General features: G+C 72.0%; 14 protein-coding genes. 8 read left to right on the plus strand and 6 right to left on the minus strand.

Features of this window, described 5'->3' with window-relative positions; translation table 11 throughout:
• Positions 1-8 precede the first annotated feature (8 nt).
• From BLU95_RS31040 to BLU95_RS31050, 3 genes are all read left to right on the plus strand, one after another.
• Positions 9-1001 carry a GlxA family transcriptional regulator gene (locus BLU95_RS31040; protein ID WP_502689873.1) on the plus strand — a complete coding sequence of 331 codons (993 nt, stop codon included), beginning with the start codon at positions 9-11 and terminating at the stop codon, positions 999-1001.
• A 129-nt stretch (positions 1002-1130) separates the two neighbouring features.
• Entirely contained in the window at positions 1131-1559 is a 429-nt protein-coding gene (locus BLU95_RS31045) for an SSI family serine proteinase inhibitor (RefSeq protein WP_093862886.1), read from the plus strand.
• A gap of 322 nt (positions 1560-1881) precedes the next feature.
• The gene (locus BLU95_RS31050) at positions 1882-4629 is read left to right on the plus strand and encodes a hypothetical protein (protein WP_159425047.1); all 2748 of its coding nucleotides are present in this window, start codon (positions 1882-1884) and stop codon (positions 4627-4629) included.
• 30 nt (positions 4630-4659) lie between these two features.
• Here BLU95_RS31050 and BLU95_RS31055 read toward each other — a convergent pair whose 3' ends face one another.
• Positions 4660-5601 carry a helix-turn-helix transcriptional regulator gene (locus tag BLU95_RS31055; protein ID WP_093862888.1) on the minus strand — a complete coding sequence of 314 codons (942 nt, stop codon included), beginning with the start codon at positions 5599-5601 and terminating at the stop codon, positions 4660-4662.
• A gap of 73 nt (positions 5602-5674) precedes the next feature.
• Here BLU95_RS31055 and BLU95_RS31060 point away from each other — a divergent pair, with 73 nt between their 5' ends.
• Positions 5675-6151, plus strand: a complete 477-nt coding sequence (locus BLU95_RS31060; protein WP_093862889.1) for a hypothetical protein — start codon at positions 5675-5677, stop codon at positions 6149-6151.
• Positions 6148-6696, plus strand: coding sequence for an NIPSNAP family protein (locus BLU95_RS31065; RefSeq protein ID WP_093862890.1), 549 nt, complete (start codon positions 6148-6150; stop codon positions 6694-6696). Before BLU95_RS31060 ends, BLU95_RS31065 begins: the two co-directional genes overlap by 4 nt.
• 57 nt (positions 6697-6753) lie before the next feature.
• On the opposite strand, the gene BLU95_RS43450 is transcribed toward BLU95_RS31065, so the two are convergent.
• The 3 genes from BLU95_RS43450 to BLU95_RS31080 are packed head-to-tail and all read right to left on the minus strand — an operon-like array spanning position 6754 to position 8133.
• Positions 6754-6987, minus strand: a complete 234-nt coding sequence (locus BLU95_RS43450) for a DUF397 domain-containing protein (RefSeq protein ID WP_197698635.1) — start codon at positions 6985-6987, stop codon at positions 6754-6756.
• Positions 6988-7042: 55 nt separating this feature from the next.
• Positions 7043-7276, minus strand: a complete 234-nt coding sequence (locus BLU95_RS31075) for a DUF397 domain-containing protein (RefSeq protein ID WP_173861988.1) — start codon at positions 7274-7276, stop codon at positions 7043-7045.
• A complete protein-coding gene (locus BLU95_RS31080; protein ID WP_159425048.1) occupies positions 7273-8133 on the minus strand; it encodes a helix-turn-helix domain-containing protein in 861 nt (286 codons plus the stop codon). The genes BLU95_RS31075 and BLU95_RS31080 overlap by 4 nt, the downstream gene beginning before the upstream one ends.
• Before the next feature lie 186 nt (positions 8134-8319).
• On the opposite strand from BLU95_RS31080, the gene BLU95_RS31085 reads away from it, so the two are divergent.
• The 3 genes from BLU95_RS31085 (at position 8320) to BLU95_RS31095 (ending at position 10386) form a co-directional block, all read left to right on the plus strand.
• A complete protein-coding gene (locus BLU95_RS31085) occupies positions 8320-8751 on the plus strand; it encodes an ATP-binding protein (protein WP_159425049.1) in 432 nt (143 codons plus the stop codon).
• A 20-nt stretch (positions 8752-8771) separates the two neighbouring features.
• On the plus strand, positions 8772-9494 hold the full coding sequence (locus BLU95_RS31090) for a hypothetical protein (protein WP_093862894.1): 723 nt from the start codon (positions 8772-8774) through the stop codon (positions 9492-9494).
• A gap of 82 nt (positions 9495-9576) precedes the next feature.
• Positions 9577-10386, plus strand: a complete 810-nt coding sequence (locus BLU95_RS31095) for an alpha/beta fold hydrolase (RefSeq protein ID WP_093862895.1) — start codon at positions 9577-9579, stop codon at positions 10384-10386.
• Positions 10387-10513: 127 nt separating this feature from the next.
• Here BLU95_RS31095 and BLU95_RS31100 read toward each other — a convergent pair whose 3' ends face one another.
• On the minus strand, positions 10514-11815 hold the full coding sequence (locus tag BLU95_RS31100) for a nucleotidyl transferase AbiEii/AbiGii toxin family protein (RefSeq protein ID WP_093862896.1): 1302 nt from the start codon (positions 11813-11815) through the stop codon (positions 10514-10516).
• Entirely contained in the window at positions 11812-12615 is an 804-nt protein-coding gene (locus BLU95_RS31105; RefSeq protein ID WP_197698636.1) for a hypothetical protein, read from the minus strand. Before BLU95_RS31105 ends, BLU95_RS31100 begins: the two co-directional genes overlap by 4 nt.
• Positions 12616-12960 lie beyond the last annotated feature (345 nt).

Below are 12960 nucleotides of genomic sequence, written 5' to 3' on the forward strand. Positions count from 1 at the left end.
CCGGCACGGTGGCCGTCGCCGTCGTCGACCACGCCGAGATCCCGCTCTGGGACATGTACGAACTCGGCATGGCCTGCGCGGTGTTCGGCATCCCGCAGCCCGACCTCGCCGACCGCTGGTACGAGCTGCGCCTGTGCGCCGAGACCCCGGACGCGCCCCCACCGGCCCGCGCGCCGGGCGGCTTCGGCCTCTCCCTGCGCGCCCAGCACGGCTGGGACGCCCTGGCCGACGCCGACACCGTGGTCGTCACCTCGGTACCGGACGCCTGCGTGACCGGCGAGCGGGAGATCCCGCCCGCGCTGGTGGCCGAACTCCGCCGGGCCGCGGCGGCGGGCGCGCGCATGGTGTCCCTGTGCACGGGCGCGTTCGCCCTCGCCGCCGCCGGCCTGCTGGACGGACGGCGGGCCACCGCGCACTGGTCCCACACCGCCGAGCTCGCCCGCCGGTACCCGGCCGTCACCGTGGACGACGGAGTGCTGTACGTCGACGAGGGCCAGGTGCTCACCAGCGCCGGTGTCGCCGCAGGGCTGGACCTGTGCCTGCACATCGTCCGCCGCGACCTCGGCGCCCACGTCGCCAACCAGCTCGCCCGCAAACTCGTGGTGCCCGCCCACCGCCCCGGCGGACAGGCCCAGTTCGTCGACCTCGCGGTCCCGGTCGCCGACGACGACAGCCTCGCCCCGGTGCTCTCCTGGGCCACCGAGAACCTCGAACACCCGATCACCGTCGACGAGTTGGCCCGCCGCGCGCGGATGAGCCCGCGGACCTTCTTCCGCCGGCTCCAGGCCGCCACCGGCACCACCCCGCTCCAGTGGCTCCTGAACCAGCGCCTGGCCCGCGCGCAGTCCCTCCTGGAGGCCACCGACCTCCCGGTGGAACGGATCGGGGAGCGCAGCGGGCTGGGCAGCGCCACCAACCTGCGGCGCCACTTCACCGCCCGCGTCGGTGTGACGCCCACCGACTACCGCCGCGCCTTCCGCTCACCGGCCGCCCCGGCGTGACCTGGCGTGACCTGACGCGCGGTGCCTTCTGGCCAGGACCTCACCGCACAGGAAGTCGGCGTCACCGACTTCCCACTCCAGTACCGCGATCTGCCGTGACGCCGCCACCGAGGGCTCGTTGCGCCGGGCGTGAAGACGACCCGCGCCCTCGCCCTCCTCGCGACCACGCTGCTCACCACCGCCCTCGCGAGCATCGCCGGCCCCATCAGCACGGCTTCCCCGACCACCGTCCTCGCCCCGGGGACGAGCCTGCGCCTCACCGTCGCCCACGGTGACACCCCCTCCAGCGGAACGCCCCGCACCGTCACCCTCGAGTGCCCGCCCTTCGGCGGCACCGCCACCACCCACCCCGACCCGGTCACCGCCTGCCGCCTGGTCGACTCGGTGAACGGGGACCTCGCCCGGCTCGACGTCGACCCGGGCGTCTGTACCGACCAGTACGACCCCTACACCGCCACCGCCTCCGGCACCTACCGGGGCCACCCGCTCTCCTTCCGGCACACCTACGGCAACCACTGCGTCCTGCTCCGCACCACCGGGGCGGTCTTCGACTTCTGAACTCCCTGCCCCTGAGGCCCCGGATCCCGGATCCCGGATCCCGGACCCCGGACGTCCACCGGCGTCCGGGGCCTCTCGAATACTCGTGCGCGAAGCAAGTGATCGTTCTGCTTCAATGTCTCGTCCCCGTCGAGGCGTGCGCGATTCCCGCCCGTCCGGGTCGGGGGTTCGACGAGACGGGGGAAGCATGTTCACGCGACGACCGGGTTCCGGGCCCGGCGGGAGGTCAGGCCGCTGGGCGGTTCTCGCCGTGGCGGCCGGCCTGACGCTGTTTCCCGGCCTGGCCACGGCGGCAGCGGCCGCCGGCCCCGCGCCGGCTCCGGTGACCACAGCAGCTGCACCGGCGGTGCCGGAGGAGACCACGGCCAAGCTCGCCGGCGGAACGCTGCCGTATCAGCAGGACCTCGCCGGTGCCTTCGTCCCCAGCGGCCCGACCCGGCTGCTGGACACCCGCGACGGCACCGGCACCGGCGGCGACGTACGGCCCGTCGGGCAGAGCCCGTTGGTCCTGGACGTCTCCGAGGTGTCCGGCAACCCCTCGGTCCGGCCGACCGCGGTGGTCCTCAATGTCACCGTCACCAACCCGACCGGTGACAGCTATCTGGCCGTCTACCCGACCGGCAGCACCCGCCCCACCACCTCCAACCTGAACTTCTCGCCCGGCCAGACCGTGCCCAACCAGGTCACCGTCCCGGTCGGCTCCGACGGCCGGGTGGCCTTCTTCAACCACGTCGGCACCACCGACGTCATCGCCGACCTCGCCGGCTACTTCACCCTCGACAAGGCCGCCTCGACCTTCGTCGCCAACGGCCCGACCCGGCTGCTGGACACCCGTGACGGCACCGGCACCGGTGGCGTGCGGGCCCAGGTGGGCGAGGACGCGAGCATCGGCCTGCAGGTCGCGGGCGTCGCGGGCGTGCCCGCCCGGAACGTCACCGCCGTGGTCCTGAACGTCACGGTCACCGGGCCGACCGGCGAGAGCTTCCTGACGGTGTACCCGAGCGGCAACGCCGTCCCCTCGGCGTCCAACCTGAACTTCTCGGCCGGGCAGACGGTGCCGAACCTGGTCACGGTGCCGGTCGGTGCGGACGGCAAGGTGGCGTTCTACAACCACGTCGGCTCCACCGACGTCGTAGCCGACCTCGCCGGCTACTACGTCTCCGGCGAGCCCCGGACCGGCGGCGTGCTCCGGACGCTGGGGACGCCGAAGCGGCTGCTGGACACCCGCGACGGCACCGGCACCGGCGGTGTGAAGGCCCAGGTGGGCGAGGACGCGAGCATCGGCCTCCAGGTCGCGGGCGTTTCGGAGGTCCCGGCCCGGAGCGTCACCGCGGTGGTCCTCAACGTCACGGTGACCGAGCCGACCGCCGAGAGCTTCCTCTCCGTCTACCCGAGCGGCAGGAACGTTCCTTCCGCCTCCAACCTGAACTTCTCGGCCGGTCAGACGGTGCCGAACCTGGTCACGGTGCCGGTCGGTGCGGACGGCAAGGTGGCGTTCTACAACCACGTCGGCTCCACCGACGTCGTCGCGGACGTCTTCGGCTACTTCAGCGCGGGCGACCGGCTCGGTCTGTCCGCCCTGAGCTTCTCCCAGCCGACCGTCGACGCCTCCACCGGGACCGCCGCGGTCACCCTCACCTGGACCGTGACCGACTCCGACCCGCAGGCCCGCCAGAACGGCGGCACGATCGTCATCCGCCAGCAGGGCGACGCGCCGGACACCTATGTCGGCCAGAGCCGGGTGGTCTCCTTCCTCCAGGAGAACAACGTCTACGGCGGGGCCTCGTTCGTCTCCGGCAACGCGGCGAGCGCCACCTACTCCTACCGCTTCGCCGTGCCCCGCTACGCGGGCGCCGCCACCGCGAAGTGGGCGGTCTCGCTGGTGACCCTCCACGAGATCCAGAGCCAGCAGCGCCAGGTGCTCGCCGGATCCGCCCTGGCCGGCTTCGGCAACGTGCTCACCGCCACCTCGCAGGTCTCGACGACGACGGCGCTCCAGCCGACCGTGTCGACCGTCTACACCGGCCGCCCCGCCTACGTGTACGCGGGCAACAACGCCTATGTGGTCTACAACCTCGGCATCCAGGAGCAGCAGTCGGGCTTCTGGAAGGGCACGGTCAAGCTGGTCGGCCCCGGTGGGGCGACGCTCACGGGGTCGTTCGAGAACTCCACCTACGACGGGCAGCTCTACTCGACCTGCCAGTCCGACGCCAACCACCCGTACTGCTCCGCCGTGGTGCTGATCCCCTCCACGGCACCGGCCGGGACGTGGAGCGTCGCCTCGGTGACGCTCACCAACAACGCGGGCCAGGCCAAGTCCTTCAACGGCCTCAACGCCCCGCTGATCACGGTCACCTCCAACGGGACCGTCCAGGCCGACGGGTTCACCGCGACGCCGAACGAACTCAACACCTGGACGGGACCCGCCCCGTTCAAGGTGTCGATGAACGTCCGGGGCGCGCAGGGCGGCGTCCGCTCGATCCAGCTGTTCTGGACGGGCCCGTGCGGTTCCTCGTCGACGACCCCGACCGCGGAGCCGGACGGCAGCTACTCGGTCCCGGCCGGACTCGGGCAGTCCAACAACGGTTCGCCGTCCGGCTGCGCCCTCACCGGGGCCGCCATCACGGACGGCGCCGGGAACGTGGCCGTCTACGGCTCGGACTTCTGGGCGCCCGGTATCGGCGTGCAGGTCCGGGGTCTCCCGAACACCACGCCGCCGACGGTGACCTCGGCCGCTCTGAACGTCACCAGCATCCCGAAGAGCCAGGCGCCCAACCGGTCCTTCGTCGTCTACGCGCAGGTAGTCGCCCCCGTCGCTCCCGTCAACGGCTTCTCGAGCTACCTGTACGACAGTGCGGGCACGGTCGTCGGCCAGGTCAGCGGCGGAACGACCGTCGGCGCCGACGGGAAGGCCGTTCTCTCGGTCTCCGTCCCGTACGGGATCGCGGCGGGTACCTACACCGTCGGTTTCGAGATCGTCGACGCCAGTTGGCTTCGTACCGGCTACGGCACCCCGGGCGGGCAGCCGGTGCCCGGTGGACCGCTCACGCTGGAGATCACCGAGGGGTGATCCCCGCCGAAAGATGAGTCCCGCTGCCCGCTACGACGCGTCGTAGCGGGCAGCGAGCTTTCGGACGGTGCCGGCGATGCGTTCCCGGAGCTCCGCCGGCGCCAGCACCTCGACGTCCGCGCCCAGACGGAGGAACTCCCCGTGCGCGTGCTCGACCGACTCGATCGGCACCCGGGCCTCCGTCCATTCATCACCACCCGAACGTGTGAGGCCCAGACGCCGCGCGCCCTCCGCCGTCACCCGGACGAGTGCCTCCCCGGTGTGCAGCCGGGCCCGGAAGTCGGCCACGTGCGCGTGCCAGTGGGCGGCCAGGTCGAAGCCGGCGGGGGCGTCGCTGTGTTCGTCCAGCAGGCGCAGCCCGAGGATCTGGTCCACCCGGTACGTCCGCAGCCCCGACGCCCCGCCCGCGACCAGGTACCAGCGCCCGGCCTTCAGGACCAGCCCGTACGGCTCGATCCGCCGCTCGATCTCCTCCGGCGCCCGCCAGCGCCGGTAGCGCAGCAGCACCGCCCGCTGCTCCCACACGGCGGTGGCGACGGCCGCGAGGTGCGGGCGCGGAGCACGGTCGGCGTCGCCGTACCAGCCGGGCGCGTCGAGCAGGAAGCGCTGCCGGATCAGCCCGGCGTGCTCGCGCAGGGCCGCAGGCAGCGCCGCGTCCAGCTTCAGCCGGGCGGTCGCGAGGGCCTCCCCGAGTCCGAGCTGGGCGGCGGCCTCCGGCAGCGCGGCGAGGAAGACGGCCTGTGCCTCGTCCCCGGTGAGCCCGGTCAGGCGGGTCCGGTAGCCGTCGAGCAGCCGGTAGCCGCCCGCGTGCCCGGCGTCCCCGTACAGCGGGATGCCGGCGGCGGCGAGGGCCTCGACGTCCCGGTAGACGGTGCGGACGGAGACCTCCAGCTCCTCGGCTAGCTGCCGGGCGGTCATCCGGCCCCGGTTCTGGAGCAGGAGCAGCAGGGTGACGAGTCGGCTCGCGCGCATGGCGCCGAGTATCCGGCACTCCACCGACTTCACTGACAGGAGGTGTCAGTGGAACGCCCCTAGCCTGCGGCGCATGAACGATTTCGACTTCCTCCACGGCTCCTGGGACGTGGCCAACCGCCGTTCCACCACCCCGCTCGACCCCGCATCCGGCCGCTGGGAGGAGTTCCCGGGCCGGTCGGTGGTCCGGCCGCTGTTCGAGGGCGCCGGCAACATCGACGAGATCACTTTCCCCACTCTCGACGGCCGCCGGGGCGTGACCCTGCGGCTGTTCGACCGGGAGGCCGGGCAGTGGTCGATCCACTGGTCCAGCAGCCGGACCGGCCGACTCGACCCGCCGGTGACCGGCGGCTTCACGGGGGACCGGGGCGACTTCTACGGCGACGACACCTACGAGGGACGGCCGATCCGGGTCCACTTCACCTGGCACCGGCTCGGCCCGGACGCGGCGCGCTGGGAGCAGGAGTTCTCGGCCGACGGGGGAGTGACCTGGGAACTCAACTGGGTCATGGACTTCACCCGCACCGGCCCGGCGACGGCCGGCCTGTGAGCACGTCGCTGATCGTCGAGCTGCGGCAGTACACCCTGCACCCGGGGGCGCGGGACACCCTGATCGAGCTGTTCGAGCGGGAGTTCGTGACGGGACAGGAGGCGGTCGGGATCGCGGTGGGCGGGCGCTTCCGGGACCTGGACGACCCGGACCGCTTCGTCTGGCTGCGGGCCTTCCCCGACATGGCGAGCCGTCGGCGCTCGCTGGAGGCCTTCTACGGCGGGCCGGTGTGGCGGGAGCACCGGGAGGCGGCGAACGCGACCATGGTCGACAGCGACAACGTGCTGCTGCTCCGGGGGCCGGGCTTCGAGGCCGTAAATGCGGAGGTGCTCGCCACCGTCTGCCACCCGCCGGACGCGGCGGCGTTCGACGCGTACGCCGCCCGGCACCTGGGCCCGGCTCAGGCCCTTCACCGCACCGAACACGCGGTGAACGACTTCCCGGCGTTGCCGGTACGGGAGGGGGAGGACGTCAGGGTCTGGTTCAACGGTCCTGCGGAGCCGCCGCCGTGGCGGTCGCAGTGGCTGCGCCTGGCGCGGGTTTGACGCGGCGGAGTGGGAAGTCGGTGTATCCGACTTCCCACTCCGCCGTGTGTTGCTTCGTCAGACCGTGAAGTTGGGAGCCTGCGCCTGGATCGCCTGGACGAAGGCCGTCCATTCGGCGCGGTCGAAGGCGAGGTGGGGCCGGCCGGGGTTCTTGTCGTCGCCGAGCCACACGTCCCCGTTGGGGAAGCGAGCGACGATCACACAGTTGCCGTTGGCCTCCCCGGAGAACGGGGACTTGGACCAGGCTGCCTCGATGGGATTGTGGTCGTAGGGGTCGTGTTTGGCAGTCACGTGGTCTCCTACGGATCGGAGAGGGCCCTGCCCGAGGGGGCAGGGCCCTCGACGGTCAGGCGGTGAAGTTGGGAGCCTGCGTCTCGATCGCCTTGACGAAGGCGGCCCACTCGGTACGGTCGAAGGCGAGGTGGGGCCGGCCGGGGTTCTTGTCGTCGCCGAGCCAGACATCGCCGTTGGCAAAGCGGGCGACGATCACGCAATCCCCGTTGCCCTCGGCGGAGAACGGGGACTTGGACCACATCGCGTCGGCGGGACTGTGGTCGTAGGGGTCGTGCTTGTTGCTCACGTCAGCTCTTCCAGCTTGCGTTCGAGTGCGGCGATGGTGTCTTCCGGCGACAACGCGAACTGCTCGACGCGCACGAAGGTCCTCTCGGCTCGCTTGACGTCGCGTCCCGTTCTCCTGGGGAGCATACCGCCGATGGCTTCGACGAAGACGAAGCCATCGGACTGGTCGTCAGGGAAGTGCATGAGGGTAATTCCCGAGGCCAGGACGCCTGGCCGACCTGCACTCAGCGGCACCATGCGCAGTGTCACATTGGGGTAGTCGGCGACCTTGATCGCATGCCGGATCTGCTCGGCGAGGACGCTCAGGTCGCCCGCGATGAGCAGGGCCACCTCGCCGAAGTACGCCTTGAACTCAAGCCGGGGGTCTTCGGTCAGCCTGCGTTGGCGGAGGATCCGCACCTCGGCTCCCGCTTCTACCAACTCGTCGTTGGGTGCGTCGACGCCTGCTGCGATCATCTCGCGGGCGTAGCCCTCGGTCTGCACAAGGCCCGGGAATGCGGACGGGAAGTAGTTCAGTATGCGGGACGCGTCGGCTTCCAGTGCCAGATACTCGGCGAAGGCCGGCGTGATCGTCTCGGAGTAGTCCAGGTCGCGCCACCACTGCTTGGGCGGGCTGTCGCCGAGCAGGCTCTCCAAATCGTCCCGGTCCTGCCCGATGACGCCGGCGTGGTCGAGGAGCTTGGCGAGGTCGGCTCGGCTGATCGGCTGCTGGGCGCGTTCGATTCTGCTCAGCCGACCGGGGCTCCAGCCCTTCAGACCGGCCGTCATGTCGACGAGGGTCTTGTTGTTCTCCAGCCGCCAGGCGCGCAGTTCGTCGCCGAGTCGGATCTGCCTGATCGCCGACAGTTGCTTGCTCAAGTGGCGCCCCTCCCATCGAGTATGGATGTCCAGTCTCACCAGATCGAGGCCGGGGTCTCAAGTCCGCTTCAAGATCAATTAATTTCTTCGAGCAATGCTGTTGCAGTTTCGATTTTGGATGCCCCACACTCAACGTGACCGATCGGACACGCTCCTGAAGGGGCCTCCTCCATGTCCACTCCGGGTATGCCTGCCTTCCGCACCTGGGAGGCCCAACTCGTCGATCACAGCACCTCGGTGCGTACCGCCCGCCGGGAGATCCGTGACCGACTGGCCTCCTGGGGCTGGTCCGGCGACCGGGTCGACGACCTCGTCCTCATCACCTCCGAACTGGTCACCAACGCCGTCGTGCACGCCTGCGCCGGCGATGGGGAAGTCCGGCTCCACCTCCAGGAGTTCAACGGCGACTGCCGCCTCGAAGTGTGGGACCCCCGGCACGACCTCCCGCTCCACTCCCGCGCACCGCGCCGCTTCAGCGAGTGCGGACGCGGCATCGACCTCGTCCGCCAACTCGCTTACGACTTCGGGGTGGTCACCCGCAAGGGGGCCGGAAAGCGGGTCTGGGTGCGGATGTTGCTCGATCCCTCCGCCGCCCCACCACCACCTCCCACCTCTTGAACTCCTGAGGACCAGGCCCCATGCACCCCGCCGCCATCGCCTTCCAGGACCCCGCCCGCCTGCACGCGCGCTGCGAGATCTCCGGTGTCCGCCGTTTCACCCTCCGACCGGGGTACGAGACCACCGTCGCCGTCCCGGACGGCGGATGGGAACCGCTCCCGGACGGCTACCCGGAGCGGTTCGCGCCCAGCGTCTTCACCCGGGACAGCGGGCTCGTCGAACTCTTCCGGCTCCCGGAGACCGTCTTCGACGTCCCGACCGCCACCGCCCTCGTCGAAATGCTCGGCGATCCCTTTCCGATCACTCTCGGTGAAACCACCGACCCACCGGGGCTGTCCTCCACCCACACCCACCCCGACACCGGCCTCCGCCTCGGCCTGCACATCGACAACCACCAGCCCGTCCCGTACCCGACCCGCGAGACCGCCCGCCGACGCCTCTGCGTGAACCTCGGGCCGGGCAGCCGGTACCTCCTCCTCGCCACCACCGACATCAAGTCCGTCTGCCGCACCGTCCACGCCGACTACGCGACCCACACCCCGACCACCGCCGACCTGCGCCTCTACGTCACCCTCCGCAGGCCGATCCACGCCCTCCGGCTGCGCATCGACCCGGGGGAGGGGTGGCTCGCACCGACTGCCGTCCTCCCGTACGACGAGTCGACCGCCGGCCTGCCGCTCCCCTCCGTGACCGCCTCCTGGCTCGGCCACTGGGACCGCGGCCTCTTCCCGCCCCTGATCTGATCCCCGCCCCTCCCTCCATCCCCTCCTCCACCCCCTTCTGTGTCAGGCTGGAGGGTGCACGACCGAGGTCGGGAGGCTCTCGATGGCCGAGATCAGGGTGAACGGCGTGTCGCTCTACTACGAGACCCGGGGTGCCGGGCCGGGGGTGGTGCTGGTGCACGGCTCCTGGACGGACGCCGACAGCTGGGTCCGCGTACTGCCGGGCCTCGCCGAGGAGACCACCGTCGTCTCCTACGACCGCCGCGGACACAGCCGCAGCGAGGACCTGCTCACCCAGGGTTCCGTCTACGAGGACGCCGCCGACCTCGCCGGCCTGATCGTCGGACTCGGCCTGGCGCCCGCCTACGTCTGCGGCGACTCCTACGGCGGCCTGGTCGCCCTCCGCCTCGCCGCCGCCCGCCCGGACCTGCTGCGCGGCGTCACCGTCCACGAACCCCCGGCGACCGGCACCCTCCTCGCCGACCCGGAACTCCGCCCCCTCGGCGTCGCCTTCTCCGAACGGATCTCCTCGGTCCGCGAACTTCTCGAACAGGCCGAATCAGCGGCCGCGGCCGAGCTCTACACCAACACCGTCGCCTTCGGCCCGGGCGCCTGGGACCAACTCCCGGCCCCGGTCCGCCACACCTACATCCGCAACGCCCCCACCTACCTCGACGAACTCCGAGACCCGGACGCCCTCGACCTCGACCTCACCGCCCTCAACCGCTTCACCGAACGCGTCCTCCTCACCCAGAGCGACGACAGCGCCCCCATGTACGGCGAGATCCTCGACCTGATCGACCTCTCCCTCCCCAAACCCGAACGCCACGTCTACCCCCACGCCGGCCACACCCCCCACCTCTCCGAACCCGAACGCTGGGTCCGCACCACCCTCCCGCATGCCCTCGGGTGAGCGTCCTGCTCCACCCGGGCGGTAACGGGACCGAGCCCGGGACCGGGCCGGAGGGGTGTGAGGCCGGCGCGGCGCCGGGCATCGGTCGCGAGAGGTGACGGATGGTCGAGGTGCCACCGGGCAGGAGTCAGCCGGCGGCGCGCTGGGCGGTGAAGCGCTCGGCGGCGTCCGCGAGTCCGCGCACGCGCCAGTCGTCCTCACCGCCGTGGTGGTCGGCGATGGCCCTCCGGGCGGTGTCGAGGTCGCCGCCGAGCAGCTCGCAGACGATGACCAGGGAGTCGGCGGTCCCCGTGTGCTGCTCGGAGGTGCGCCGCAGGACGGCGTCCAGGCCCTCCTCCGCCACCACCGCCCGCAGGTCACCGATCAGCGGTGCCAGCCACTGGGCGCGCAGCGCGTACTCGGTGCGTCCGGCGAAGGTGGCGCCGAGGGCGGCGAGCAATTGCGCCGGGTACTCCTCGACCGGCTCGGCGAACTGCGGGTGGTCCTTGGCGAACTCGTCCCAGTCGACCTCGAGTTCGCCGATGTGCTGCGGCAGCACCGGCGACCGTGACCACCAGGAGCCCTCGTCGGCCTGGGCGAAGACGGCGCGCAGCAGGTCGTAGGGCACCTCGGCGGTGCGGGAGAGCAGGACGGCGTCGTAGAGGTCCTTGCCCTGGGGGTGGTTGTCGGAGACCAGCCAGAGGATCTTCCAGGCCAGCGAGAGCTGGGGCGTCGCGGCGAGCAGCGGGCCGGTGACGCCGGGGAGCCGGTAGGACTGCGGTTCGACGGGCAGGTGCTCGGTGAAGACGAAGTCCAGCTGGACGGTGCCGCCCGGAACGTCGGGCGCCGTCCAGGGTATGACGAGCCGGCGGCCGGGGATGCGGCTGTAGGTCCAGATCTCGTCGCTGAGCGCCCGGTCGGCGTGCAGGCGTACCCCTGTGTGCTGCTCGTCGCCGCCCGTGGTGGAGAAGTGGTCGGCGGCGGTGGCGAGTCCGTTCAGCATGCGGTCGGTGCGGGGGTCCTCCAGCTGCCAGTCGACGGGGCGGACCACGAAGTCCAGGTCCCCGGGCTCGCGGGCCTGCTCGCCGTACCAGGCGCGCAGCAGGACGCTGCCGCGCAGCACCAGGTGCTCGGCCCACGGGGAGGCGGCGACGGCGGAGAGCACCGTGTCGAGGGCGGTCCTGCGGGCGGCGAGCCAGCGCCCGGCGAGGTCCGGGTCGGTGAAGGCGGGTTCGCTCGGGCGCAGTGCGCGGCTGTACGAGGCGAGGGCGGGGTCGAAGACGGGCTGCTGGGTGACCGCCTCGTCGTCGATGGGGTGGACGCTGCGGGGCAGGTCGCGGTCTTCGCGGACCTCCTCGCTCGGGGGCGTGCGGGGCAGCCGCACGCCCTGCCAGGGCCCGTACTCCAACTCTGCCCACTGGGTGGACGGCGCGGACAGGTCGTCGGTCATCGCGAGTCTCCTTCTCGTGCTGCTGCTTCTGGTTCTGCTGCTTCTGCTGGTCCGGTCGCTGCTTCGCGGGGCCCGGCCGGGTGGTCGTGCTCGGTGATCCAGCCCGCGTCCAGGGCCTCGTCGCTGTCGACGGCGACGAACTCGCGCTCCGCCGACAGCACCCGGTGCCCGGCGGTGGCGAGGTCCGCGAGCAGCGCGTCCAGGCGCCGGCCAGCGGTGGCCAGGCCGACGTGGCGGCACCGCTGGGTGACGAACCATTCGCGGTGGCCGTCCTCGCGCGTGCGGCGCGGGTTGTGCGAGAGGTGGGCGTCGTGCCGCACGGCGAGGGCGGCCAGGGGGGCCAGGGCTGCGAGAGCGGGGCTGTTGCCAGCGGCGGCGCCGACGGGTGTCGCGGGCGGCAGGAGCAGCTTGAGGTGGTGTTCGAAGTACCGGTGCGGCCCGTGCGCCGCGGCGTCGGCGTCCGTGGCAGGGACGCCCTCGGCCCACGGCGTGGCCTCGATCTTGGTGCGCAGGACGGCGAACCCGGACCGGGCCAGCCGCTCTGCGGTGCGGGCGGTCGCCGCAGCCGTCTCCTCCAGCGTGCCGCGGGCACGCAGGGTGAGCATCGGTTGGGAGGGCGCCGTGCCCCGGGCCAGCAGGATGTGGGTGAACTTCAGGCCGTGGTCGGCGGCCCACGCGGCCAGCGCCTCGGCGGCGCCCGGCCCCACGGTCAGGTGCACCTCGAAGTCACCTCGCAGGCCGGGCAGGTCCGACGGGTCGTTGCGGCGCTGGTCGGGACAGGTGGCGAGCATGGGCAGCATGCTGGCACTCCCCTGTGACAACGCCCCCGCCGGGGCCGCGAAGGTCCCGGAAAGTGCCCCCGAGTGAGGAGGGTCACCCGTCGGGGCGGTGCGGCGGGCCGAGGCGGTCCCGGGCCCGCCAGGACTGGACAGGGGCCGCGGCGGCACGGGCGGAGGGCCCGTCCGCTTCGGGACCTTGGTCACGAATTCGCCCGACCTTCGGCCCGGTGGCGCCCCCTCCCGGCCCGGGCAACCGTGGACGGTCGCCTGCTCACACCGGGCGACGGCACCACCCGCCGGGCGGTGCCGATCCCTGCCGTCTACCCGGCGCACACCGTGCGGAAGTACACCGTGCGCTCCGGAGGA

It is taken from the genome of Streptomyces sp. TLI_053, assembly GCF_900105395.1.
GTDB lineage: Bacteria > Actinomycetota > Actinomycetes > Streptomycetales > Streptomycetaceae > Kitasatospora.